At 68.5% G+C, this 24,047-nt stretch carries 19 protein-coding genes; 10 read left to right on the top strand and 9 right to left on the bottom strand.

The genetic code is table 11. The annotated features are described in order from the left end of the window. The first annotated feature begins 155 nt into the window (after window positions 1-155). The 4 genes from J0I99_RS13765 (at window position 156) to J0I99_RS13780 (ending at window position 7,476) form a co-directional block, all read left to right on the top strand. Window positions 156-3,878: a peptidoglycan-binding protein gene (locus J0I99_RS13765; RefSeq protein ID WP_291398288.1), complete on the top strand. Its 3,723-nt coding sequence runs from the start codon at window positions 156-158 to the stop codon at window positions 3,876-3,878. A 102-nt stretch (window positions 3,879-3,980) separates the two neighbouring features. Next, on the top strand, window positions 3,981-5,639 hold the full coding sequence (locus tag J0I99_RS13770) for a Na/Pi cotransporter family protein (RefSeq protein WP_291398289.1): 1,659 nt from the start codon (window positions 3,981-3,983) through the stop codon (window positions 5,637-5,639). 149 nt (window positions 5,640-5,788) lie between these two features. Further along, the gene (locus J0I99_RS13775) at window positions 5,789-6,721 is read left to right on the top strand and encodes a sulfite exporter TauE/SafE family protein (RefSeq protein ID WP_291390597.1); all 933 of its coding nucleotides are present in this window, start codon (window positions 5,789-5,791) and stop codon (window positions 6,719-6,721) included. Further along, window positions 6,721-7,476 (top strand): TIGR02186 family protein, encoded by a 756-nt coding sequence (locus J0I99_RS13780; protein WP_291390596.1) that lies wholly within the window; start codon window positions 6,721-6,723, stop codon window positions 7,474-7,476. Before J0I99_RS13775 ends, J0I99_RS13780 begins: the two co-directional genes overlap by 1 nt. A gap of 20 nt (window positions 7,477-7,496) precedes the next feature. On the opposite strand, the gene J0I99_RS13785 is transcribed toward J0I99_RS13780, so the two are convergent. From J0I99_RS13785 to J0I99_RS13795, 3 genes are read right to left on the bottom strand one after another with little or no spacing between them, the layout of a single operon-like run. Beyond that, the gene (locus J0I99_RS13785) at window positions 7,497-8,348 is read right to left on the bottom strand and encodes a bifunctional 2-polyprenyl-6-hydroxyphenol methylase/3-demethylubiquinol 3-O-methyltransferase UbiG (RefSeq protein WP_291398290.1); all 852 of its coding nucleotides are present in this window, start codon (window positions 8,346-8,348) and stop codon (window positions 7,497-7,499) included. 55 nt (window positions 8,349-8,403) lie between these two features. Beyond that, window positions 8,404-9,240: a metallophosphoesterase gene (locus J0I99_RS13790; RefSeq protein ID WP_291398291.1), complete on the bottom strand. Its 837-nt coding sequence runs from the start codon at window positions 9,238-9,240 to the stop codon at window positions 8,404-8,406. Next, window positions 9,237-11,744, bottom strand: coding sequence for a ligase-associated DNA damage response DEXH box helicase (locus J0I99_RS13795; RefSeq protein WP_291398292.1), 2,508 nt, complete (start codon window positions 11,742-11,744; stop codon window positions 9,237-9,239). Before J0I99_RS13795 ends, J0I99_RS13790 begins: the two co-directional genes overlap by 4 nt. 228 nt (window positions 11,745-11,972) lie before the next feature. On the opposite strand from J0I99_RS13795, the gene J0I99_RS13800 reads away from it, so the two are divergent. Beyond that, window positions 11,973-12,653 (top strand): nucleoside/nucleotide kinase family protein, encoded by a 681-nt coding sequence (locus tag J0I99_RS13800; protein WP_291398293.1) that lies wholly within the window; start codon window positions 11,973-11,975, stop codon window positions 12,651-12,653. Between the two features lie 60 nt (window positions 12,654-12,713). On the opposite strand, the gene J0I99_RS13805 is transcribed toward J0I99_RS13800, so the two are convergent. Further along, the gene (locus J0I99_RS13805) at window positions 12,714-13,823 is read right to left on the bottom strand and encodes a quinone-dependent dihydroorotate dehydrogenase (RefSeq protein ID WP_291398294.1); all 1,110 of its coding nucleotides are present in this window, start codon (window positions 13,821-13,823) and stop codon (window positions 12,714-12,716) included. Then, a complete protein-coding gene (locus J0I99_RS13810; RefSeq protein ID WP_291398295.1) occupies window positions 13,820-14,173 on the bottom strand; it encodes a DUF952 domain-containing protein in 354 nt (117 codons plus the stop codon). The genes J0I99_RS13805 and J0I99_RS13810 overlap by 4 nt, the downstream gene beginning before the upstream one ends. 215 nt (window positions 14,174-14,388) lie before the next feature. On the opposite strand from J0I99_RS13810, the gene J0I99_RS13815 reads away from it, so the two are divergent. Further along, window positions 14,389-15,033 (top strand): helix-turn-helix transcriptional regulator, encoded by a 645-nt coding sequence (locus J0I99_RS13815; RefSeq protein WP_291391384.1) that lies wholly within the window; start codon window positions 14,389-14,391, stop codon window positions 15,031-15,033. A 324-nt stretch (window positions 15,034-15,357) separates the two neighbouring features. Here J0I99_RS13815 and J0I99_RS13820 read toward each other — a convergent pair whose 3' ends face one another. After that, window positions 15,358-16,971 carry a lysine--tRNA ligase gene (locus J0I99_RS13820; RefSeq protein ID WP_291398296.1) on the bottom strand — a complete coding sequence of 538 codons (1,614 nt, stop codon included), beginning with the start codon at window positions 16,969-16,971 and terminating at the stop codon, window positions 15,358-15,360. A gap of 144 nt (window positions 16,972-17,115) precedes the next feature. Between J0I99_RS13820 and J0I99_RS13825 the strand changes: the two genes are divergently transcribed. Beyond that, entirely contained in the window at window positions 17,116-17,520 is a 405-nt protein-coding gene (locus tag J0I99_RS13825) for a tellurite resistance TerB family protein (protein WP_291391382.1), read from the top strand. A 130-nt stretch (window positions 17,521-17,650) separates the two neighbouring features. On the opposite strand, the gene J0I99_RS13830 is transcribed toward J0I99_RS13825, so the two are convergent. Together J0I99_RS13830 and J0I99_RS13835 are read right to left on the bottom strand one after the other, a co-directional pair. Beyond that, entirely contained in the window at window positions 17,651-18,463 is an 813-nt protein-coding gene (locus tag J0I99_RS13830) for a transporter substrate-binding domain-containing protein (protein ID WP_291398297.1), read from the bottom strand. Between the two features lie 149 nt (window positions 18,464-18,612). Continuing rightward, on the bottom strand, window positions 18,613-18,918 hold the full coding sequence (locus tag J0I99_RS13835; RefSeq protein WP_291398298.1) for a hypothetical protein: 306 nt from the start codon (window positions 18,916-18,918) through the stop codon (window positions 18,613-18,615). 90 nt (window positions 18,919-19,008) lie between these two features. Here J0I99_RS13835 and J0I99_RS13840 point away from each other — a divergent pair, with 90 nt between their 5' ends. Continuing rightward, window positions 19,009-20,466, top strand: coding sequence for a glycosyltransferase (locus tag J0I99_RS13840; RefSeq protein WP_291398299.1), 1,458 nt, complete (start codon window positions 19,009-19,011; stop codon window positions 20,464-20,466). Here J0I99_RS13840 and J0I99_RS13845 read toward each other — a convergent pair. Beyond that, complete coding sequence (locus J0I99_RS13845) at window positions 20,454-21,710, bottom strand: D-amino acid dehydrogenase (protein ID WP_291398300.1); 1,257 nt, start codon at window positions 21,708-21,710, stop codon at window positions 20,454-20,456. The two genes, J0I99_RS13840 and J0I99_RS13845, sit on opposite strands and share 13 nt — an antisense overlap. 139 nt (window positions 21,711-21,849) lie before the next feature. Between J0I99_RS13845 and J0I99_RS13850 the strand changes: the two genes are divergently transcribed. Together J0I99_RS13850 and J0I99_RS13855 are read left to right on the top strand one after the other, a co-directional pair. Further along, entirely contained in the window at window positions 21,850-23,562 is a 1,713-nt protein-coding gene (locus J0I99_RS13850; RefSeq protein ID WP_291398301.1) for a hypothetical protein, read from the top strand. A 66-nt stretch (window positions 23,563-23,628) separates the two neighbouring features. Beyond that, window positions 23,629-24,036, top strand: coding sequence for a cytochrome c family protein (locus J0I99_RS13855; protein ID WP_291398302.1), 408 nt, complete (start codon window positions 23,629-23,631; stop codon window positions 24,034-24,036). Window positions 24,037-24,047: the final 11 nt, after the last annotated feature.

The following is a 24,047-nucleotide window of genomic DNA, read 5'->3' on the forward strand; positions in this document are numbered from 1 at the left end:
TTTCATATCCCACTTAAGGCGGCGCACCGCGATACCTCCGATTCGCAAAATGCGAGACGGCTTAACGTGATCTTTACCATGTTTTCCCAAGAGTAACCGGATTGCGATGGCCACCAATGGCCGCGCCACATGTTCCAGGTGCTTGGGATCGACCGATGGCCCGCGCGACTTCCACGTTCCACCAGGCAGATTACGGCCAGCCCGGCTCGGGCGAATGGCAGGAGTTGCGTGGCGAGCTGGTGGCGCTGCTCGACCAGGTAGAGACCCAGGTGGCGCGTACGGTGCGTCCCGAGCCGGCCTATGACGGCCTGGCCGAACGGATGCGCGACCTGCGCCATCGCGTCACCGAGGTGGAGCCGGACACCCGGCATCGCGAGGCGCTGCGCTCGGTGCAGCGCGCCATCGACAAGTTCAGCGATCGCGACGGCGACGAGCCGGCGACCCAATCCAACCCGCGCGACACGCTCGAGGCGGCGATCCAGCAGATCCGGTCGCGCCACTTCCAGCCCCAGCCGGCGGCCACTGCGGCCCGGGCCGCGCCGCAGACGGCGCCGCGCTTCGATGAACTGGCCGAGGCGGTGGGCGGCATTTCCGAGCGGCTCGAGCGGCTCGAGGGCGAGCTCAAGGTGCAGGCCAGGGGCCAGACCGCCAACGTGCGCGAGATCGCCGACCAGATGGGCCAGTTGAGCCACGTGGTCGAGCTGCTGGCCGGCGCGGTCGGCGAGACCGGCCAGGTCAAGCGCCTCGAGAGCCACATCGCCGGCATCGCCACCCTGATCGCGGACGGCCCGAAGGTGGATGTCGAGGCCCTCAACCGGCGACTCGACGATGTCACCGCCACCGTATCCAAGCTGGCCGAGCTGCAGAAGCACTATGCCGACCGCGCCGACGTCAGCGGCATGACGGCGCGGCTCGACGACGTGAGCGCCACGGTCGGGCGGCTCGCCGACCTGCAGGTGCAGTTCGCCAACAGGGTCGAGACCCCGCGCGACGACGGCCTCAAGGCCTCGATGACGGCGATCGAGGACGGCCTGCGTGGCATCTACGACCGCATCGACGCGGTCGAGCGCAGCATGGCCGTACCGCCGGCCGAGATCGAGAAGATCACGGCGGAGCTGGCGCGCGTGGCGCAGGCGATCAAGGCGCCGCAGCAGCCGCAGGGGCTGATCGAGCTCATCGACGCGCTCAACGACCGCATCTCCGACATCGAGGCGCGCAGCAACGAAGTCGGCGAACTGAAGCTCGACATGGAGGCGTTGCGCAACACCGTCGTTCTGGCGCTGGAGCCGCGCTTTGCCGCCATCGAGACGCAGATCGAGGCGCTGTCGGACCGGGTCGGCGAGCGCCCCGGCGACCCCGGCATCGCCCAGCTCGAGGCCCAGGTGCGCCAGCTCGTGGCGCGCATGGACCAGACCGGCGAGCAGCTGACCGGTCTCGCCAAGCTCTATGCCGCACCGGGCGACATGCCCGACATGGGCGCGATCGCCGACATGGTGGCCGAGCGCACGTCCGAGGCGATGAAGCGCACTTCCCCGGCGACGGGCCTCGACGAGGCCGGCTATGCCGAGATCGAAAAGCGCATCGCCAAGGTGGTGAAGGCAGCGGCCCGCGCCGAGCCGAGCGAAGAGACGGTCGCGCTGCAGGCGACGATCCGCGAGGTCGCCGACCGCCTGCAGCGGCTCGAAACCTCGCTCGAGCCGCGCGAGGCGGCGTCTGATCCCGCCCCTGTGGCGGCGGCACAGCCGGAGGTCGCAGCGGCCGGCCCGGCGCCTGCCACCCGGCCTGCGGCCGGTATTGCGTTCATTGCCCCGGTGCTCGACGACGAGCCGCTGCGCCTCGCCACCACGATCGACCCCGCCGACAGCATGCCCGCCGCCCCCGGCGCGGATGCGCCGCTGATCGCACGGCCGTTTCCGCCGCCGACCAGCGTGACCCCTGCCCTCGAGCCGACGCTCGGCCCGGTGAAGCCGGCGCGCACGGCCGGGGCCCCGTCCGCCCAGCCGGTCGAAGGCGATCCAAAGCCGATCTTCGACCCCAGCCTCGCCGAGCGGCCACCCCAGCCGCCGTCGACGCTCGACCTGCCCGACGAGGACGTGTTCGTCGCCACCCGCGACATTGCCGGGAGCAGGCCGACCGAGCCGGCGATGGACGAAAGCCCGCTCCCGAACCGCAATACCTTCATCGAGGCGCACCGGCGTGCTGCCCGCCAGGCGACCGCCACGCGGTCCGCCATGCTGCCGCCGGTCGACGGCAACTCGCTGATCGGCCGCGCCTTCGCCCGCTTCCAGGCCAACCGCACGGCCGCGGAGACGGCCCCCGTCCCGGTGAGCGATGCGCCCGCGGGCGTGCCGGACGAGCCCCGGGCCAAGGCCAGGGCCGCGAAGGCCGCCGCGGCGCTTGTCGAGACCGACGAGCCCGCAGTCGGAAAGAAGAAGCCCGGCCGCTTCTCCCTGCTCGGCAGGGCTAAGGCTGCGCGGCAGCCGGCCGGCGACGAGCCTCCGACGAGCCAGTGGCGGCCGGAAGAGCCCGCCGCGGCGCGGGTGCTGCCGGTCGCGCCGGAGCCGAGCGCCGTCGCCCTGGGTGCCGAGGATACCAGCCCGCCCGCCGATCACGCCGCGTCGAGGCGCGACAGCTTCCTGCTCCGCCACAAGCAGCCGATCCTGCTGGCGGCGAGCGTCGTGGCGCTGGCCTGCCTCACCATCAACCTGATCAACCAGCGCATGAAGACTGCGCCGGACGCGCCCGTGGCCCAGAGCAAGGATGTGAGCGATGCCACGCTCGCCCCGGTGCCGATGGCCGCCCAGGGCTTCGATGCGAGCAGCAAGCCGCGCGTGGTGCTCGACACGCTGACCACGTCATCGATCGATGGCGGCGTGGCGCAGAAGTTCGTCGCCGGCACGCCTGCTCCGCCAGCGCTGGCCTTCGCGGCTGCGACGCAGGTGGCCGCTGCTGCTCCGGTCGGATCGGCCAGCCTGGGCGATGCCGTCCAGCCGCTGCCGAGCGCGCTCGAGAGCCCGGTGAAGGTCGAGCGGCCGCCGGCTGCCGTCGGTCCGGCGCCGCTGCTCGATGCCGCCGCCGACGGCGATGCGCGGGCCCAGTTCGAGGTCGCCGCGATCTATACCGAAGGCCGGGCCGTGCCCGAGGACCTCAAGGCCGCCGCCATGTGGTACGAGCGCGCCGCCAGCCAGGGCTTCGCGCCGGCGCAGTACCGGCTCGGCAACCTCTACGAGAACGGCCGCGGCGTCGAAAAGGACATGGCGCAGGCGCGCCTGTGGTACCAGCAGGCGGCCGAGGCGGGCAACCGCATGGCCATGCACAACCTCGCCGCACTCTACGCCGGCGGCAGCCTGGGCACGCAGCAGTTCGACGCCGCCGCCAAGTGGTTCGAGGAAGCCGCCAACCGCGGCATGAAGGACAGCCAGTTCAACCTGGGCATGCTCTATGCCCGCGGCCTGGGCGTGAAGCAGGACCTGTCCGCCTCGTTCAAGTGGTTCTCGCTCGCCGCCAATCGCGGCGACCAGGACGCCGCCAAGGCGCGCGACGACGTCGCGGGCTCGCTCGACGCGGCGACAGTGCAGGCGCTCATCGCCGAGGTCGCCGCGTTCAGGCCGCAGCCGATCGACTTCGTCGCCAACTTCGCCCCGATCGGCACCTGGAGCGACACTTTCGACCCGGGCGCACCAATCACCGACACGCGCGTCGTCACCGGCGTGCAGAAGGCGCTCGCCCTGCTCGGCTTCGACATCGGCACCCCCGACGGCGTCGCCGGCGACAAGACCGCCGAAGCGATCAAGAGCTTCGAGCGCCAGACCGGCATGAGCGAGAGCGGCAGGATCAACCCGCGGCTGCTCGCCGTTCTGGGCAGCCAGCCGGTCTAGCGTATCGGCCGCGGGACGTCCGGCCGCGGCCTAATGAACGGTTGCACCAGGGGTCTATTGGTGCATCATGCGCCGGCGGGGGCATCGACTGGAGTTGCTGCTGTGGTCGCTATCCTTGACATGCTCAACATTGCTGGTGCCGTGGCCCTGTTGCTGTGGGGCACGCACATGGTGCAGACGGGGGTGCAGCGCGCCTTCGGACCGCGCCTTCGCACCTTCCTGGCGAGGACGCTCAAGAACCGCCTGGCGGCGCTGCTGGCGGGCATCGGCGTCACGACCCTGCTGCAATCGAGCACCGCGACCGGGCTGATGGCAACCGCCTTCGCCGCCGACGGGCTGGTCCCGCTGGTTCCGGCCATGGCGATCATGCTCGGGGCCAATATCGGCACGGCCCTCATCGTGACGGTGCTTTCCTTCAACATCGCCATCCTGGCGCTGCCGCTGGTCCTGCTCGGCGTGCTGCTGTTCCGGCGCGACACCAGCGCCATGCTGCATGACCTGGGCCGCAGCTTCATCGGCCTTGGCCTGATGATCCTGGCCCTGCACCAGATGCTGACGCTGCTGCAGCCGTTCGAGCAATCGCGAGAGCTCGTGACGATGCTGGGCCTGATCGCGACCGCCCCGCTGCTCGCTATCGCGCTCGGCGCGGCGGCGGCATGGGCGACCCATTCCAGCGTCGCCGTGGTCCTCTTCGTCATGTCGCTCGCGGCCAGCCGGGTCATTCCAATCGAGCCGGCGCTGCTGCTGGTGGCGGGTGCCAACCTGGGCAGCGCCCTCAATCCCCTGCTCGGGGCAACGGCCGGCGACCCGGTGGCCCGCCGCCTGCCCCTGGTCAACCTGGGCAACCGTGTCGTTGGCGTCATCCTCGCCTGGCTGCTGGTCGCACCGATCGCGGAGGGGCTTGCCGGGCTCCATCTCGCGGGCGCCCCCGCGGTCGCGGCGTTCCACCTCGCCTTTAACCTTGTCCTCGCCCTCGTCGCCCTGCCCTTCCTCGCGCCGCTGGCCCGGCTCGCCGAGCGGCTCGTGCCAGCCCGTCCGGATGCCGAGCACCCGGGCCAGCCGATCTATCTCGACCGTTCCGCCCGCGAGACTCCGATCGTCGCCATCGGCGGGGCGGCGCGCGAGGCGCTGCGGCTGGCCGACGCCCTCGAAGTCATGCTCATCGGGGCCCGGGAGGCGCTGACGCGGGGCGACCGCAAGCTCATCGCCGAGACCCGCGCCAAGGACGACGTGCTCGACAGCCTGAACAACGCCATCAAGGAGTACCTGAGCGCTTTCGACCCCGAGGATCTCAGCGACAGCGACCAGCATCGCCTGCAGCAGATCCTGGTGTTCGCGATGAACATGGAGCAGGCAGGGGACGTCATCGACCGCAACCTGCTGCCCCACGCCAGCAAGCGGCTGAAGCGCGGACTGCTTCCCGATGCCGGCAACGAAGCCGAGCTGGTGGAGATGCTGGATCGGCTGATTGCCAACACGCGCACCGCCGCTTCGCTGTTCGTCACCGAGGATGCCCGCATCGCCCGCAGCCTGGCCGAGGAGAAGCTGGCCTTCCGCCGCGCCGAGCAGATGGCGACGACCAGCCATTTCGCGCACATGCGGGATGGGATCAGCGCAGCCTCGCAGTCGAGCGCGCTGCATCTGGACCTGATCCGCGACATGAAGCAGGTGAACTCCCACATCGTCGCGGCGGCGGCGTACCCGGTGCTCGACCGCGTCGGCGAATTGCTGCCGACCCGGCTCGCCTCGCCGGCGGAGTGACCGCGCGCAATTGCCGACCCATCCGGTAGGCTAACCTCGCCTTTGCACTTTGCTGCTAAGGGTCAGTGGTATTTTGCGAAAACCCGTCGCATTTCCGTCGCGTCGACGCGCTAAGCCCGGAAATGCCCTGAGCCCACCGGACGCCTCCCGTGCAGGTCTATCTGCCGATCGCCGAGCTTTCGATGAACCTGTTCTTCCTCGTGGGGATCGGGGGCGCGGTCGGGTTCCTGTCGGGGCTGTTCGGCGTCGGCGGCGGCTTCCTGCTGACCCCGCTGCTAATCTTTTCCGGGGTTCCGGCGTCGGTGGCGGTGGCCTCGGTCACCGGCCAGGTGGTGGCGGCATCCACCTCCGGGGCGCTCAGCTACTACCGGCGCGGACAGATCGACCTGCACATGTCGCTCTATCTCGTGCTCTCGGGCATCCTCGGCGCCTTCGGCGGCGTCGCCACCTTCCAGGTGCTGCGCGCGGCCGGCCAGCTCGATCTCGTCATCTCACTGGGCTTCCTGCTGCTCCTCGGTTTCGTCGGCACGCTGATGCTGATCGAATCCGGGCGCGCCATCCTCAAGCGCCGTGCGGGTATCGTCGTGCGCGAAAAACTGCCCAACCAGCACAACTGGTTCCACGGCCTGCCCTGGCGCGTGCGGTTCAAGAAGTCGCGGCTCTACATCTCGGTGATTCCGGTGCTGGTGCTCGGCGTCGCCATCGGGTTCGTCGGCTCGCTGCTGGGCATCGGTGGCGGCTTCATCCTCGTGCCGGCGCTGGTCTATATCCTGCGCATGCCCGCCACGATGGTGATCGGCACCTCGCTGCTGCAGGTCGTGGCGATGATGGCGGCGACCACCATCCTGCACGCGGTGCAGAGCCAGAGCGTCGATATCCTGCTCGCCTTCTGCCTGATGGTCGGCGGCACCATCGGCGCCCAGTTCGGCGCCTCGGCCGGAAAGTACCTGCGCGGCGAACAGCTGCGCGCCCTGCTCGCCATTCTCGTGCTGGCGGTGGCCATCCGCTTCGGCCTTACCCTCGTCATCGCGCCAACCGACGCGTTCTCGACCGCCGTGATCGGCGCGGCGGGAGTGATCTGATGGTTCGGCTGCTGCTCGCCCTGTTGCTCGCCCTGCCGGCCCTGCCGGCCATGGCCGAACGGCTCGTGACGCAGGTGAGCCAGGACTCGGTGTCGATCACCTCCAGCTTTGCCGGGCAGACGCTGACGCTGTTCGGGACCATCGAGCCGGATCCCGGCGCCACCCAGCCGCTGACCGGGCCCTACCATGTCGTCGTCACGATCACCGGGCCGCTGCAGAACCGCATCGCGCGGCGCAAGACCAATGTGTTCGGCATCTGGCTCAACACCTCGCAGGTCGAGTTCGTAAACTTCCCCTCGTTCTACCAGGTGCTGAGCGACGCGCGCCTGAGCGAGATCACCAACCCGATCACGCTGGCCGAAAAGTCGATCCCGCTGCTGAAGCAACCCGAGGCCCGGCAGGGGGAGAGCTGGTACGATGCGCTCGTCTTCGGCCCGCAACTGGTGCGCCTGATGCAGGACAACGGCATGTTCAGGCTCAATGAGAGCGGCGTCACCTTCCGCTCCAACACGTTCTACTTCGCGCAGGTGGCGCTGCCCTCCGATGCGCCGCCCGGCTCGTACCTGGCGCACACCTACCTCTTCCGCGACGGCGAGCTGATCGCCGACCGGTCGGAAGGCTTCTCGGTGCGCACGATCGGCTTCGAGCGCTTCCTCGGCCAGGCCTCCCGCCAGCAACCGCTGCTCTACGGCCTCGTCTGCGTCATGCTCGCGCTGTTCACCGGCTGGCTCGGCGGCGTGGTGTTCAGGCGGTAGGGGTCGACGGTCAGGAGGCTTCAGGATCCCGCGCGCCGGGCGATCACGAAGAACGGGGTTGCGCCACCGGCCCATGGCTTGCCCGATCCCACCTCAACCGGCGCGTCGACGGCGTAGCCGGCATCGGCCAGTTCCGCGGCGATGCTGTCGGGCGTGAAGTACTGCATCCAGTTGAACACCTCGAAGCTGCGCTGCGCGCTGGCGACGAGGAACCGCTCGAGGCTCACCAACCGGTCGGCGTACAACGCGGTCCGCTTGAAGGCATAATAGTCTTCCTCGGCCCAGAACCCGTTCATGTAGCGGTGGCCGAACTCCAGCCCCTCCGCCATGGCGGCCATCTGCCCCGGCGAATAGACGTCGAGGACGAAGTGCCCGTCGGGCGCCAGGGACGCCGCAACGCTGGCCAGCAATGTCCGCCGGCGATCCGGTGACAGGGCGCAGTAGTCCCCGTAGATCAGGGTAACGAGATCCGCCGGGCCGGGTAGCGCGTCGGTCAGGTAGTTGCCCTCGACATAGCGCAAGTCGGCGCCTGCCGGGACGTTGGCCCTGGCGTAGGCCATCGACACCGGGGAGAAGTCGAGGCCGGTTACACGAGCGCCGCGCGCCGCCATGCGGGTGGCATAGAGGCCCGGACCGCAGCCGAGGTCGAGCAGGCGCTTGCCGCGCAATCCGAAGCGCCGGTCCAGCCAGTCGACGGTGGCCTTGATCGTCGTCGCCTTGCGCGACGCGGCATCGTGGTCGGGATCGAGATGATAGCCGAGCATCTGCCGCCCGATATGCGGATCGGTCCACAGCGTATCGACGGTGTAGCGCGAGAACGGCTCTGGCGGGCGGTCGCAATCTGCCAGCTGTCGATAGAGGGTCGGTTCCATGGCGCGCAGTTCGGCCAGAATCCACTCCCGTGTCAACGATACGGAAGCGCCGGCCTCACCACGCGTCATACCCCCGCACCAGCCGCTTCGGGCTCACCGGATAGACCCGGCCGCGCCCGATCATCGCCACTTCCAGCGTCGGCCAGTGCAGCAGCCCGACGAACGCCGGCGACAGGATGTTGAGCGTGCCGGTCGCCGCGCCGTAGGCCGGCAACACCATTACCCGGCCATCATGCACGAAGCACGGGCGCCGCACGGAACGGCCGTTCATCGCGATATGCGCGGCGGGGTGCAGGTGGCCGGCGATGAGGCCTCCCCCTCCCTCCCCCTTGAGGGGAGGGATCGAGGGAGGGGGTGGTGCGGTGGCCCGCGATGGACCCCCACCCCCGGCCCTTCCCCTCAGGGGGGAGGGGAGCGCATCCACGCGCTTCGGCTCATGCGTCAGCGTCAGTCCCGCCCGCTCGAGTCCCGGCACGCAGGCGCCGCCGAGCGCGTGTGGCGCGGGATCGTGGTTGCCCGAGATCCAGGTCCAGCGCGCCCTGCCCATCAGGCTCGCAAGCTGCAGCCGGTCGGCATCGAGCAGCGTCGTCGTGCCCTCGTCGCGGTGGAAGCTGTCGCCGAGCGCGATCACCTCGGCCGCTCCGGTGCGTTCGATATCCACCTCGAGGCGCCTGAGCGTCAGGCCGGTATCGTAGGGCGGCAGCAGCGAGCCGCGCCTGGCGTATGAACTCAGCTTCTCGAGATGGAGGTCGGCGACCAGCAGCGCCTGCTCGGCCGCCCACCACAGGGCGCCCGAGGGCAGGGGCTCGAAGACATGGCCGGCAAAAGTCAGCAGCACGGGGGTGCCTTCATCGTCGATTTGGGCCGTCCGCATGGCCCAGGCAGAAGTCAATTCGCCCGCTTCCTCTGTTCGGCCCCGATGCCCATGGCCTCGGCGATCAGCTCCTCGGCGGCCTCCGCCATGGTGCTTTCGCGCGCCTCGCCCATCACCGGGACCTTGCCGATGTCGAGCATCACCGGTACCGCCAAAGGCGAGATTCGGTCGAGCGGCTTGTGCACGATGTGGCGCCTGATGCGGGCCAACATGTGGCCGAGCCGCTCGATGTCGAGCAGTCCGCGCGCCGCATCGCGCCGCGTCGCCTGGATCAGGATGTGGTCGGGCTCGTGCTGGTAGAGCACGTCGTAGATAATGTCGGACGAGACCGTGATCTGCCGCCCGGTCTTTTCCTTCTGGCCGGGATGCCGGCGCTCGATCAGCCCGGCGATGATGGCGCAGTTGCGGAAGGTGCGCCGCATCAGCTGGCTCTCGTCGAGCCAGGCCTCGAGATCGTCGCCCAGCATGTCCTCGTCGAACAGGTCGTCGAGCGACAGCCGGCCGGTGCGGATCAGCGCGTTGAAATCGCCCAGCCCCCAGACCGCCAACGCGTAGTCCGACGCCACGAAGCCAAGCGGGCGGGCCCGGGCGCGTTCGAGCCGGCGGGTCAGCAGCATGCCGAGCGTCTGGTGCGCCAGCCGCCCCTCGAACGGGTAGCAGACGAGATAGTTCTGCGCGCCGCGCGGAAAGGTCTCGACCAGCAGCGACTCCGGCGCCGGCAGCACCGAGGCTTCCTGCTGCAGCCGCAGCCAGTCGCTCACCTGGTCGGGCAGCAGGTGCCACTCGTCCGGATGCGCCAACAGCTTGCGCACCCCATCGGCGAGGAAGGTCGAAAGCGGGAACTTGCCGCCCATGTAGGACGGGATCTTTGGATCCTTGCCCTGCGAACGGCTGACATAGGCCTCGTTCTCGAACATGCCCTCGAAGGCGACGATCTCGGAGCCGAAGAGGAAGGTGTCGCCCTTGGCGAGCGTGGTGAAGAAATACTCCTCCATCTCCCCCAGCACCCGCCCGCCCCGCCCGATCGGGCCGGTGGTGGCACCGCGGGTGAAGCCCCGGCCCCGCACCAGCCGCACCTTGACCATCGGCTCCTCGACGATGGTGCCGATATTGAGGCGGTACTGCTGGGCGATGCCGGGATGGGCAATGCGGAAGCGGCCGTCCTCCATCTTCCTCAGCTTGGCGTAGCGCTCGTAGGCGCGCAGCGCGTAGCCGCCGGTGGCGACGAAATCGACGACGCGCTCGAACGTCTCCCAGCTCAGTTCGCGATAGGGCCAGGCGCGGCCGATTTCCTCGTACAGCGCCACGGGCGCGATCGGCATGGCGCAGGCCGTGCCGAGCACGTGCTGGGCCAGCACGTCGAGACCGCCCGAGACCGGATCCTCGCTGTCCTGCGCATTGCGCTCGACGGCTTCGAGCGCCGCCTCGCATTCCAGTACCTCGAAGCGGTTGGAGGGAACGAACAACGCTTTCGACGGCTCATCCAGCCGGTGGTTGGCGCGGCCGATGCGCTGCAGCATGCGGCTCGCGCCCTTGGGCGCGCCGACCTGGACGACGAGATCGACATCGCCCCAGTCGATGCCAAGATCGAGCGTCGAGGTACAGACCACGGCGCGCAACCGCCCCTCGGCCATCGCCGCCTCGACCTTGCGCCGCTGCTCCACGGCCAGCGAACCGTGATGCATGGCGATGGGCAGCAGCTCGTCGTTCGCCGCCCACAGCTCCTGGAACAGCATCTCGGCCTGGCTGCGCGTGTTGACGAACAGCAGCGTCGTCCGGTGCGCCTTGATCACCTCGTAGAGTTCAGGAATAGCATAGAGAGTCGAGTGCCCGGCCCACGGGATGCGTTCCTCCGAGCGCAGGATCTCGATATGCGGCCTGGCTCCCCCCTCGCCGATCAGCAGCCGCGCCTCGGCGTCCGGCACCGGGCTCGCGATCCAGTCGCGCAGCAGGTCCGGCCGCGCCACCGTGGCGCTGAGCGCGGTGATGCGCAGCCCCGGCGCCAGCGTTCCCAGCCGCGCCAGCCCGAGCGACATCAGCTCGCCGCGCTTGTGCGTCACCATGGCGTGCAACTCGTCGAGCACCACCCGCTTGAGCCCCCTGAACATGCGGTCGGCATCGGAGTGCGACAGCAGCAGTGCCAGCTGTTCCGGCGTCGTCAGCAGGATATGCGGCGGCGAAGTGCGCTGGCGCTGCCGCCGATGCGACGGGGTATCACCGGTTCGCGCCTCGACCTTGATCGGCAAGCCCATCTCCTCGATCGGGGCGGTCAGGTTGCGGTGCACGTCGACCGCCAGCGCCTTCAGCGGCGACAGGTAGAGCGTGTGCAGCCCCTCCCTGGGGTTCTCGATCAGGTCGTTGAGCGTCGGCAGGAACCCGGCCAGCGTCTTGCCGGCGCCGGTCGGGGCGATCAGCAGCGCCGACGCTCCGGCCTCGGTCGCCTCGAGCACGCTCAGCTGATGCTTCCGCGGCGCCCAGCCTTTCGACGCGAACCAGCCGGTGATTTCTGGGCGGAGGGGCAAGGAACGTTCCCGGTTTGTGCGCAGTATGGGGTTTGGCCATCACGGCCGCAAGTGACTGCCGCCCCACCCCCTCCCAGCCTCCCCCATCAAGGGGGAGGGGCCGATCGAGTTCCTGACTTCGATCGCGCCAAGGGCAACCGGCCGGACACCTCCCCCCTTGTGGGGGAGGCTGGGAGGGGGGTGGGCCGCAAGCGCGAAATCCGCTACCCAACTCCCCGGAGGACAAGAATGAACGACAACGAACCGCAGGTGTTGCACCTCGCCCCCGAGGCGGCGCTCGACTGGCTGGTGGCGCAATCGACGGAGACGCTCGCCAAGCTCGGCCGCCGCGTCGCCATTGGCCTCGCCGGCGGTCCGGGCGTCGGCAAGTCGACGCTGGCAGTGCAACTGGTGGAGCGGCTCAACGCCGCCCGTCCGGGCATCGCCGCTTACGTGCCGATGGACGGCTTCCACATGCTGCACGCCAAGCTCGAGCGCCTCGGCACGGTCCGGGACAAAGGGGCGCCGCATACGTTCGAAGGGGGTGCCTTCGCCGATTTCCTCGACGGGCTGAAATCAGCCACCGGCCCGGTCAGCGGCCCGGGCTATTCGCGCGAGATCGAGGACGTGGTGCTCGACGCCTTCATCGTTCCCGCCGAGGTGAAGATCCTCGTCGTCGAGGGCAATTACTTGCTGCTCGCCAATGCCCCGTGGTGGCGGATCAAGCCGCTGCTCGACCTGGCGGTGTTCATCGACGTGCCGCGCGACAAGGTGCGCGCCCGCCTGCTCAAGCGCCATGCCGAGCACGGGCTGTTCAGCGAGGAGCGCAACCGCGAGCATGTCGAGCGCGTCGACCTCGGCAACTACGACACCGTGCAACGCTCGAAGGGCCGCGCCGACGTGGTGGTGGAGCTGGTGACGGAAGCATAACCCCACGCACTTCTTCCCTTCTCCAGAAAGGGGAGGAGGCGATCGCGGCAAGTGACATTCCTACAGCCGGGCCCGGCCCGCCGCCCACTCCGCCGTGGTCTTGCCCTTGAGCTCGGAGACCGATCTGAGCCCCCTGCTCCGCACCGCCGCCACCAGCCCGCGCTTGATCCGGTCGAGCAGGTCCAGCCCGCCGAACACCAGCGCCGAGTAGAGCTGGATGGCGTCGGCGCCGGCTTCGAACTTCGCCACCGCGCTTTCGGGCGAATGGATGCCGCCCACCCCGATGATCGGCAGGTTGCCGACGCGCTGGCGCACCTGGGCCAGCTTCTGCGTCGCGAGGTTGAACAGCGGCTTGCCCGAGAGGCCGCCGGTCTCGGTGGCGTTCTCCATGCCCAGCACCGGATCCCGGCTCACCGTGGTGTTGGAGACGATCAGCCCGTCGAGATCGGTCGCCAGCACCACTTTCGCGATGCCGTCGAGCGCCTTCTCGTCGAGGTCGGGGGCGATCTTGAGCAGCACCGGCACCCGCACGGAGGCTTTCGAGCGCGCCTTGAGCACTGCCGCCAGCAACCGTTCCAGCGCCTCGTCGGCCTGCAGGTTCCTGAGCCCCGGCGTGTTGGGTGAGGAGATATTCACCGTCAGGTAGTCGGCCACCTCGGCGAAGCGGGTGACGCCCTTCACGTAGTCGGCGACGAAATCCTCGGAATCCTTGTTGGCCCCGATATTGACGCCGAGGATGGCGCCGACATGCGCGCCCTTGAGCCGCGCGAAGGCCGCCTCGTGGCCCTCGTTGTTGAAGCCCATGCGGTTGATCACGCCCTCGGCGGCCGTGACCCTGAACAGGCGCGGCTTGGGATTGCCCTGCTGCGGGCGCGGCGTCACCGTGCCGACCTCGACCATGCCGAAGCCCATGCGGGCGAGCGGCTTGGGCACCTCGGCATTCTTGTCGAAACCGGCGGCCATGCCGACGGGGTTGCGGAGGTCGAGCCCGCACAGCGTCGTCCGCAGTTCGGGCGGGTCCGTCCCCTCCTGCTCCGGGGCAAGCCCCAGCCGCAGGGCGGCGATGGTGGCGCCATGGGCGATTTCGGGGTCCATCTTCAGCAGCGCCTCGCGCGTCAGCCCGGAAACGGCCGGCAGGCGCAGCAGCGGGGACAGGCCCGAAAAGATCATTTCACCCACTCCGGCAGGGCTACGATCCCGTCGGCGGGTACGTCGAGGTCGGCCATCTGCGTCACGCTCGACATCGGCAGCTCGGCGTACAGGTGCGGGAACAGCTCGCCGCCGCGCGAGGCTTCCCACTTCATCGCCGCCCCGAAGGGAGCGACCGGCACCGCGAACAGCACCTGCCCCTTGAGGCCGGCGAAGTAGAGCCGGATGGTTTCCCCAAGCTGCGCCGCCGTCGAGAAGTGGATGTAGCCGTCCTGCAGGTCGATCGGCTGGCCGACGAACGTCCCCTCCTCCTGCGAGGCCTCGTAGATCTCGCGGCTCGCAACCTTGTAGACGTGGTCGGGAACAGGCACCGGCAACTCCTTGGTCGATCGGGCCGGAACCTAGGGGGATTCAGCTTGTGAGGGAAGCCATGCGGCCTCCTCCCCGTGCGCGAGCAGGTGGCGTGCCGCGGCGCTGCAGCCGATCACATCTTCCCCATCCAGCTTTACAGACTCCGCGGCACCACCTAGATAGGATAAGTTTCCGAACAGAGACTAATTTCCTCTGCAGCGAGGCTCATCCGGGGATGCTCTCGCATCGTGACATCTGGGACGCGATCGATGCGATCGCCGAGCGGCACGGGCTTTCGGTGTCCGGCCTCGCCCGGCTTGCCGGCCTCGATGCCACCGCCTTCAACAAGTCCAAGCGCATCAGCAAGGACGGCCGCGAGCGCTGGCCGTCGACGGAAAGCGTCGCCAAGATCCTCGAGGCGACCAACGAGACGTTCGATGCCTTCCTCGCCGGCGGCGGCGCCTACGTGCAGACCGCCTCGCAGTCGCCGCCGCGCGCCTTCGTGCCGCTGCTCGGCCTCGGCCAGGCCGGCTCGGGCGGGTTCTTCGATCCGGCCGGCTTCCCGCAGGGCCAGGGCTGGGACGAAGTTGCCTTCCCCTCTTCGCCCGAGGACGGCAGCTATGCGCTCGAGGTCTCGGGCGACTCCATGCTGCCGCTCTATCGCGACGGCGACGTCATCGTGGTTTCGCCCACCGCGCAGATGCGCCGCGGCGATCGCGTCGTGGTGCGCACGCGGGATGGAGAGGTGCTGGTCAAGGTGCTGCACCGGCAGACGCCCAGGCTGGTGGAGCTGCACTCGCTCAACCCGGCGCATCCGCCGCGCGTGCTCGAGGTCAAGGACATCGAGGGCATGGGCCGCATCATCTGGGCCAGCCAATAGGGCCGGCCTGGCGCCAGAAGCCGTTCAGAATGCGTTCATCTCCGGGGCAGCAACGCGGCGAAACTGGGTAAGCCATTGTGACGCAAGCGTCGGACGCCCACCCCGCCCGATGCCGGGAGCCCCGGAAATCCAAGTATCTCCAAGTATTCATACCCGCCGACGGAGGCCGTGCGATAATGGTGAGGTTGCGAGAAGGAGTGGGATCGGAGATGCGAATTTCGGGCGAATTGAACGACCGTGCCGGCATCGTTCAGCCAACACAGTCGAGGATCACGCGCCTCCTGCCTCTCCCCGTGCAGAAGACGGCAGTCCTGATCGAAAGTCTCAGGCCGCCTTCAGCAACTTTCCCGCCAGTGCATCGGCGATCAGCTGGCGCGTCTCGGCGACGCCGTAGAGCGCGATGAACGAGCCGAAGCGCGGGCCCTGCTCGGCGCCCAGAAGCACCTGGTAGATGGCCTGGAACCAGTCCCGCAGCGGCTCGAACTGGTGGGTCTTGCCGACCTCGTAGACGAGGTTCTGCAGTTGCTCGACATTGTGCAGGCCCTCATAGGGCGCGAGCTGGTCGGCGAGATCCTGCAGCGCGGCGCGCTCCTTGTCGGTCGGGGCGCGGAAGCTCTTGGTCGGCTTCACGCGGTCGTTGAAATAGCGCACGGCGTAGCTCGCGAGCCGGTCGAGCTCGGGCTCGGTCGCCGGCGTCGCGCCGGGGACATAACGTGATATGAAGCCCCACAACACATCCGTGTCGTGGGCATTGGAGGCCGAAGTGATGTTCAGCAGCAGGCTGAACGTGATCGGCATCGTCGCCGCGGGCGGATGGCCGGCGTGGATGTGGAAGGCCGGATTCTCGAGGCGCGCCGAGGCATCCTGAGCGTGATAGGCGTCGACGAACTGGTAGTACTCGTCGACCGCGCGCGGGATGACGTCGAAATACAGCCGCTTGGCGACCCGCGGCTTCTGGAACATGTAGAGCGCAAGGCTCTCCTCGCTCGCGTAGGTCAGCCACTCGTCGATGGTGAGCCCGTTGCCCTTGGACTTCGAGATCTTCTGGCCGACCTCGTCGAGGAAAAGCTCATAGACATAGTGCTCGGGCGGCGTACCGCCCAGGATCGAGCAGATCTTGTCGTAGACGTGCTGGTTGGTCTGATGGTCCTTGCCGAACATCTCGAAGTCGACGCCCAGCGCGGCCCAGCGCATGCCGAAATCCGGCTTCCACTGCAGCTTCACGCGGCCGCCGGTGACCGGGATCGTCGTGTCGCGCCCATCCTCGTCGGTGAAGGTGATGGTGCCGTCCTTGGCGTTCACCTCCTTCATCGGCACGTAGAGCACCCGCCCGGAAATCGGCGAGATCGGCAGGAACGGCGAGTAGGTCGCCTGGCGCTCCTCGCCAAGGGTCGGCAGCATCACCTTCATGATGTCGTCGTAGCGCTCGGCAGCGCGCAGCAGCACGGTGTCGAAGCGGCCGGCCTTGTAGTACTCGGTGGCGCTGGCGAACTCGTAGTTGAAGCCGAACGTGTCGAGGAAGCGGCGCAGCATGGCGTTGTTGTGCTCGCCGAAACTCGCGTACTCGTTGGTCCAGGGGTCCGGCACGGCCGTCAGCGGGCGCTGCAGGAAGGGCTCCAGGAACGCCTTGGACGGCACGTTGTCGGGAATCTTGCGCATCCCGTCCATGTCGTCGGAGAAACAGAGCAGTCGGGTCGGGATCTGGTCGCGCGTCAGCAGGCGGAAGGCGGTGCGAACCATGGTGGTGCGCGCCACTTCGCCAAACGTGCCGATGTGCGGCAGGCCCGAGGGACCGTAGCCGGTCTCGAACAGCACTTCCTCAAGGCCCAGCCGCTCGACGCGGGCCACCAGTTTCCGGGCTTCCTCGAATGGCCAGGCACGCGCGGCCTGCGCGGGCTCGAAAAAGGCGGGATCGAGGGTCGGAAGCGGCGCGGGCACGGCGGGCCTCAGGGCAAGGTGGGAGTGAGGCGCTCACTTGCACCAGCCGGACGGGTGCGTCAATGCCGACGCAGCCCCGCCCGCTTGCCAAGTCGCTGGCCGGTGCCTAGTTATGCGGGACTTTTGCTCCCCCGGGGATACACGATGGCACTTTCGGTCCAGGACGCTCTTATTCACCTCATGGTGGTCACCGCCTCCTCGGACGAGGGTGTTTCCGATCGTGAACTGGGCATCATCCGCCACCTGATCGAGCGCTCCCCGGTGTTTGAGGGCTACGATCTCAGCCAGCTCGAGACGGTCGCCAACGCGGCGGTCGACAAGACCAATTCGGCTGGTTTCGAGGGCGTGCTGGACCAGGCAGCGGCGGCCATTCCCGAGCGCCTGCACGACACGGCCTACGCGCTGGCGGTCGAAGTCGCGGTGGTCGACGTGCAGTTGCCGCAGGAGGAGCTGCGCCTGCTCGAGATGGTGCGCGACCGGCTCGACCTCGACAGCCTGGTCACCGGCGCCATCGAGGCAAGCGCGCGGGCCCGGATGCGCAAGGCGTAGGCGGCTCCGAACAGGCTCCAAACCTGGCGTCATCCCCGCGAAAGCGGGGATCTCCGTTACCGGCAGGCACCGCAGACGGATGTTCCCGCTGTCGCGGGAATGCCCCCGTGGCATAGCGACGTGCGATCTCTCAGTAGAAGCTGACCGGGAACCACCTCAGGTACAGCTCGTCATAGACGCCCGAGCGCTTGAGCCGGGCGAGGCCGTAGTCGAGGGCGAGCCGGACGGCGTCGTGGCCGGCGGGAAAGGCGATGGCGAGGCCATCGCCGAACAAGTCGGGCCGGAAGTAGGGTTCGCCGGCAAACTCGCAGCAGCCCACGTGCTCGTTAAGCCAGAACGAGGCGCGCATGGCGTCGCCGAAATAGGCGTCGGCCTCACCCTTGGCGAGCCCGTCGAGCGCCGCAACCTCGCTGTCGAACGGCACCACGCTGGCACCCGGCAGGTAGCGGCGGACGAAGTCGGCGTGGCTCGAGCCGCGCCGCACCGCGACGCGCTTGCCCTCGAGGCTCCTGGGGTCGAAGCTGGCCCCGGCTCCGACGGGGGTGACGAAGCGGCCCGGCAGCATCAGGTAGATTTGCGAGAAGTCGAAGAGCGCCCCGTTTTCGGGCGTGATGGCAAGGCCGGCTATCAGGGCATCGCCCTGATTGTCCTCTAGGGCCTGCGCCGCCTGGTTCCACGGCCAGGCCTGCACGGTGCAGGTGATCTTGAGGTCGGTACACAGCGCCCGTGCCAGGTCGACATTGAAGCCGACCAGTTCGCCGTTGCTGTCGCGGAAGTTGAACGGCGGGAAGTCGGCGGTGGTGAGGAAGCGGATGGCTGGCACGGCCGTGAGGTTCGGCACGATTTCGGGGGCGCCCGGATCGATGTGATAGGGCAACGCCTGGGCCAGCACCGGCGCCGGAGCGGCAAGCAGCAGGGCAAGGGCGAACAGTAGGGCGCGCATGGCGTTCCGGCGGGGATCGTCACCGGCTTATGACCCAATTCGCCGGCAAAGGCGAGACCGCGAGGCAGGCGATCCCCGTCGCGATTCCGCATTGACGATCACGGCGCGGCGACCACTAATGCCGGATGTATTATCGGGGCATTCCGAAGTCATCGTGGTGAGGGGCAGTGGCGGAGGCGGGAGCGCTTCTTCACGCAATACTTGCCGGACAAGTTGACGGCGAGACAGAAGCTTTGCTCCACCTCGATGCAGCGCTGGCTCTCGAGGTAGATCCGCTCGACTACTGCGCCAACCGCCTTGGCCTCGGCCAAGACCTCGTCCTGCAGCGCGCCGCCGATTGGGCCGGCCTCACCTTCGCAGCGCGCGTCCCCCGCACGCGCCCGGGCAGCCTCGTGATCGATCGCATTGAGCGCCTGGGTGAGATCAGGACCATTCGCGCCAAACTGTTCGAGCACGAAATCGTCTATAGCGCACCAAGGTTTAGCGACTTCCTGCGGCTCAGGCTGGCGGCCCGTGACCCCGCCTTTCGCTCGCGGTTCTGCGTCGTGCCGCTGGCCAGCATCCGTTCCGAGCTCGCCTCGACGGGCGCGGATGCGCTACTGATCGAGGCGCGGCAGCGACTGGTGCGGCGCTGGCCCAACGCGAGCGGCAGCGTAAGTGCGCCGAGGTCGCGCCGCATCGCCTTCGCGGTGTCCATGCTGCTGCTGATGGTCTTCATCCTGGCCGCCCCCACCCTCTTCGAGGCGGCCTTCCTGCCCATCGTGGCGGCCCTCTTGCTCATCCCGGCACTGATGCGCCTGTGGGCGGCGGTCAGCCGGCGCCCGCCGCGTTCGCCGCCCGCAATGCTCTCAGACGCTGAGCTGCCGACCTATTCGGTGCTCGTGCCCCTGCGGGACGAGGCTCAAATGGTGCCCCAACTCGCGCTCGCGATGCGCGGCCTCGACTTTCCACCCGAAAAGCTCCGCGTGCACTTCATCGTGGAGGAGACCAGCGGCGCCACTGTCGATGCCGTGCGGCGCGAACTCAGCGATCCGCGGTTCGAACTGATCGTCGTCCCGGACGCGCTGCCGCGGACCAAGCCGAAGGCCCTCAACTATGCCCTGCCCATGGTCACCGGCCAATTCCTCGTCGTCTACGATGCCGAGGACATCCCGGAAGCGGGGCAGTTGCGCCTCGCCGCGTCCACTTTCGCCGAACAGCCCGACATCGGCTGCCTCCAGGCCGAGCTCGTCGTCGACAATGCCGACGAGAGCCTGCTGACGGCCCTGTTCGCCGGAGAGTATGCGGGCCAGTTCGGGCTGATGTTGCCGCTCATTGCACGCCTCGGCCTACCGATGCCGCTTGGCGGGACCAGCAACCACTTCCGCGTCGCAGCGCTGCGGGGCCTGGGCGGCTGGGACTCATTCAACGTCACCGAGGATGCCGACCTGGGCGTCCGTCTGGCCCGATACGGGCTGCGCACGGCAACCATCGCAAGCCAAACGGGCGAGGAGGCGCCGGTGACGATGCGGCCCTGGCTCAAACAGCGCACGCGCTGGATGAAAGGCTGGATGCAAACGTTGATCGTCCACAATGGCGATTGGCGGCAACTGCTGAAGGACCTGGGATGGCGGGGCTTCCTCGGCTTCCAGATCTATGTGGGCAGCATGGTGCTGTCGGCGCCGCTTCATACCGCCTTCATGTTGTCGCTGCTGATCGGCCTTGGCGCCGGCGGGATTGGGCAGCCGCTCGATCTGCTCGACCTGGTTGCTGCCGTGACCTTCCTCATCGGCTATGCGGGGCCGGCGCTGCTGGTGGTCATGGGCCTGCGCCGGTTGGGGCGACGAGACCTGCTGCTCAGGCAACTGGCCCTGCCGCTGTACTGGATCCTTCACTCCGTGGCCGCGATGCTCGCGCTCGTCGAACTGGTGCGCATGCCGCATTTCTGGGCCAAGACCAACCACGGCGAGACTAAGCGCCCGCGCCGCGCGGTGGGCGCGGCGGCGCCGTCTCAGGCCGAGTAGCGACTGAGGTCGAGGTCGCCCGCCTCAATCTCCGGTGCCCGGCCGGAGAGGATGTCGGCGAGCACCCGACCAGAGCCGGCCGCCATGGTCCAGCCGAGCGTGCCGTGGCCCGTATTGAGAAAGAGGTTGGGAATCGGCGAGCGGCCGAGCACCGGGGTGCCATCCGGGGTCATGGGCCTGAGGCCGCACCAGAAGCTTGCCTGCGATGCATCACCAGCGGTGGGGAAGAGTTCCCGCAGCGAGCGATCGAGCGGACCTCGGCGCGAGGGGTGCAGGGTCGTGTCGTAACCCGCTATCTCCGCGGTCCCCCCGACCCGGATGCGGTCGCCCAGGCGCGTTGTGGCAACCTTGTAGGTCTCGTCCATCACCGTCGACACCGGAGCGGTCGCCTCATCGACGATCGGAACGGTCAGCGAGTATCCCTTGATCGGGTATACCGGCAGGCTGATGCCGAGTGGACGCAGCATCAGCGGCGAGTAGCTGCCCAGCGCCATGACATAGGCGTCGGCGTGCAGCAGGCCGAGGGAAGTGGCAACGCCACTCACCCTGCCGCCGTCGACGACCACCCGATCGATCGACGTGCCGTACCGGAACTCGACGCCGTCGGCCGCTGCCAGGGCGGCCAGGGCCTGGGTGAACATGCGGCAATCACCGGTGTCGTCGTTCCTTAGCCGCAGGCCGCCGACAAAGGGTACGGAGGCGGTCGCTAGGCCCGGCTCAGCGGCGATGCACCCCTTGGGATCGAGAACCTCGTAGGTCACACCGTACTGCTCCAGCACGGCGATGTCGTCGGCGGCGTGGTCAAGCTGCTTCTGCTCGCGGAAGAGCTGGACGGTGCCCTGCTCCCGGCCGTCGAAGGCAAGGCCGGTCTCGGCGCGGAGCGCTATCATCTGATCGCGCGAGTACTCGGCGAGACGGACCATCCGCCCCTTGTTGGTGGCGTAGGCGCGCTCGGTGCAGTTGGCCAGCAGCTGCAGGCCCCATATCCACATGCGCGGGTCGAGCTTGGGCCTGAGCACCAGCGGTCCGTCCTGCATCAGCAGCCACTTGATGGCCTTGAGCGGAATGCCCGGCCCGGCCCACGGTGACGCGTAGCCGTAGGAGAGTTCGCCGGCATTGGCAAAGCTGGTTTCGAGGCCCGCTTGCGGCTGGCGGTCGATCACCGTCACCTCGTGGCCTTCCCGGTTGAGGTAGTAAGCCGACGTTGTGCCGATCACGCCGGCGCCGAGGATGAGTATTTTCATGCTGCCATGTTCCTGACCGGTGCGAGAAAGGCAAGATGGCTCACATGCCCGATCCGGCGACCTCCACCCTTGCACTCGGCCTGCGCTCTCGGCATGTTCGGGTGAGGGGGCTCGCGACGGACCGTCCAGGGGAACTACGGTGAGAATAGCGGCTCTTGTGTTCGGCGTAGCGGCTGGGCTGTTCGTGCTGCTGGCGCCCGGCGCGCTGCGCACCGATCTCATTTCGCCGTTCCTCGGACTTTTGTTTGCAGGTCCAGGCGAGCGACTGATCGGCACCATCGTCTGGTACGCGATCCCAGCCGCCGCGATTGCAGGCGGGCTGCTCGCTGCGATCCTGCCCGGACTGGCCTTCTTGCCGCTTGGCCTTGCTGCCATGGGCTGGATCGGCATCGGCCTGGTGACGCCCGGCCCGTTCGATTTCAAGCTGCTGGCCCCGGCGATCGGGGCGGGGCTCGCCGCGGGGCTCGCGCTCGTCGCGGCGGAGATGGCGACCCGCCGCCGGCGAATGCGGCGCAGGCAGCGCAACTCGCGTAACGACACGGCGTCGCAGACCGAACAGATCGCGCGCGAGGCTGCGCTTCGCATGGACCCGGCGGCCATCGCACGCAGCACCGTCCCCGTTCAGCCGAGCCGGGTCATTCCACTCACGCTCGACGATGTCGCCGTCAAGGCGGAGCGGCCGTCGAGTCCGCCCCCTCGGTGGCAAGATCTCGATGCGCCATCGCAACGACAGGAGCGCCCTGACATCTGGGGCGAAGCGATACGACCCGAACCGAGCCGTGTGCTCGAGCCGGAATATTTGCCCGAGCCGGAACCGGTGCTGCGGGAGTCCGAATTCGAGGTCGAACCGGAGCCCGCGCCGCCCCGTGGTTTTCGCTGGGACCGTGCCGACGCCCCAGCGGGACATGGCTTCGAAGCACTCGCTGGATCGGGGCCGCGCCTCGTGCCGCGTCCCGCGTCGAACCTAGAGGCCAAAGCCGAGCCGGCAGCGCGGCGGCAGCCTGAGCCGCGCGTGCCTGTTCCGCCAGCCTCCCAGAAGCCGGAGGGGACACGGCCGGCCCCCGACAGTTGGCCGCGGGCCCAACTGGAGCCGCGCTGGTTACCACCGGACGCGCCGCCTGGCCGCGGCCTGGTTGCCGCGCTTTCGGCAGTGGTGGCAGTGCTCGTGCTCGGCATGCTGGTTACTGGCGGCTATCTTGCCTACCGCGAAGGCTGGGTCGACCGGTTGATCGGCTCGGTGCCGCCAGGGGCAAGTGGGACAGCGAGCACCGTTGCACAGGTCCCTGACACTCTTCGGCAACTGCCCCGGCCGAAGCCGGAGGGGCCGGCGATATCTGAGCCCCCTGCTGCGCTGCCGAGCCGACCTGCCGCGCAGGTCGCGGTGCCGACCAACGGCTCAGGTACCAGCCTGGCCGATACAAGTGCGGCAGCGCAGCTATCGGCGACCGCCCCCTATACGGACCCGTTCGCCTATTGCAGGGCGGTGCGCACGGTGGACTATGTCGATGATCGCTATCGCGGACAGATGGTGATCGCGCCGATGACGCGGGCGCTGGCGCTGCCCGAGAATGCGGCGCGCGACCGCGTGCATTGGCGCTGCGTCAACGGCGTGGTCCTGGCCTGCGCCTCCTACGTCGGTCCAGTGTGCGACATGGCGCCATCGGCGGAGGAGATGCAGGCCTACTGCGCGCGCTACCGGGCGGCGCCGCAACTCATGGCGCCGGGCGGAGCATGGTCATGCGTCGATGGCCGGCCGCAGCTTCCGGGGAACACCGAATGGTCCGTTGACGCGCGCGGATTCAGGGCTGAGAGTTGGGTGGTCGTCCCGCCACCGGCCGCGCCGGCCGGCTGACCGGACGGAACCGACGCGACGAGGGGAACGTTCCACGCCGTGCCTGGCCAACGGGAGGATCGAGGAATGATCAGGATTACGATTGCCGTCGCTGCCGTCATGCTGAGCCTGACCGGCGCCATGGCGCAAGGCGATCCAACAGCCGGCGAGCAGGTGTTCAAGAAGTGCGCGGCTTGCCACGCGGTGGGCGATGGCGCCCAAAACAAGGTCGGCCCGGTCCTCAACGCCGTCATGGGCCGAACGGCTGGCACCCTGGAAGGCTACAACTATTCGCAGGCGATGAAGGATGCCGGCGCGGGCGGACTGGTGTGGACGCCGGAGACGCTGGCCAAATACCTGCCCAAGCCACGAGACCTGGTGAAGGGCACCAAGATGACCTTCCCTGGACTGCCCAACCCCGACGATGTCGCCAACGTGATTGCGTACCTCGCGACGTTCTCCCCCGACTTCAAGCCCGCGCTGCCCCAGCAATAGGCCGGATTCGG

The organism is Devosia sp. (assembly GCF_017307495.1).
Taxonomy (GTDB): Bacteria; Pseudomonadota; Alphaproteobacteria; order Rhizobiales; family Devosiaceae; genus Devosia_A.

Excerpts from the sequence above, each read along its gene's own strand:
- J0I99_RS13805 (WP_291398294.1), bottom strand. The coding sequence starts at position 13,823 with ATGATCTTTTCGGGCCTGTCCCCGCTGCTGCGCCTGCCGGCCGTTTCC.
- J0I99_RS13815 (WP_291391384.1), top strand. The coding sequence starts at position 14,389 with ATGCTCTCGCATCGTGACATCTGGGACGCGATCGATGCGATCGCCGAG.
- J0I99_RS13800 (WP_291398293.1), top strand. The coding sequence starts at position 11,973 with ATGAACGACAACGAACCGCAGGTGTTGCACCTCGCCCCCGAGGCGGCG.
- J0I99_RS13855 (WP_291398302.1), top strand. The coding sequence starts at position 23,629 with ATGATCAGGATTACGATTGCCGTCGCTGCCGTCATGCTGAGCCTGACC.
- J0I99_RS13785 (WP_291398290.1), bottom strand. The coding sequence starts at position 8,348 with ATGGAACCGACCCTCTATCGACAGCTGGCAGATTGCGACCGCCCGCCA.
- J0I99_RS13845 (WP_291398300.1), bottom strand. The coding sequence starts at position 21,710 with ATGAAAATACTCATCCTCGGCGCCGGCGTGATCGGCACAACGTCGGCT.
- J0I99_RS13765 (WP_291398288.1), top strand. The coding sequence starts at position 156 with ATGGCCCGCGCGACTTCCACGTTCCACCAGGCAGATTACGGCCAGCCC.
- J0I99_RS13830 (WP_291398297.1), bottom strand. The coding sequence starts at position 18,463 with ATGCGCGCCCTACTGTTCGCCCTTGCCCTGCTGCTTGCCGCTCCGGCG.
- J0I99_RS13780 (WP_291390596.1), top strand. The coding sequence starts at position 6,721 with ATGGTTCGGCTGCTGCTCGCCCTGTTGCTCGCCCTGCCGGCCCTGCCG.
- J0I99_RS13825 (WP_291391382.1), top strand. The coding sequence starts at position 17,116 with ATGGCACTTTCGGTCCAGGACGCTCTTATTCACCTCATGGTGGTCACC.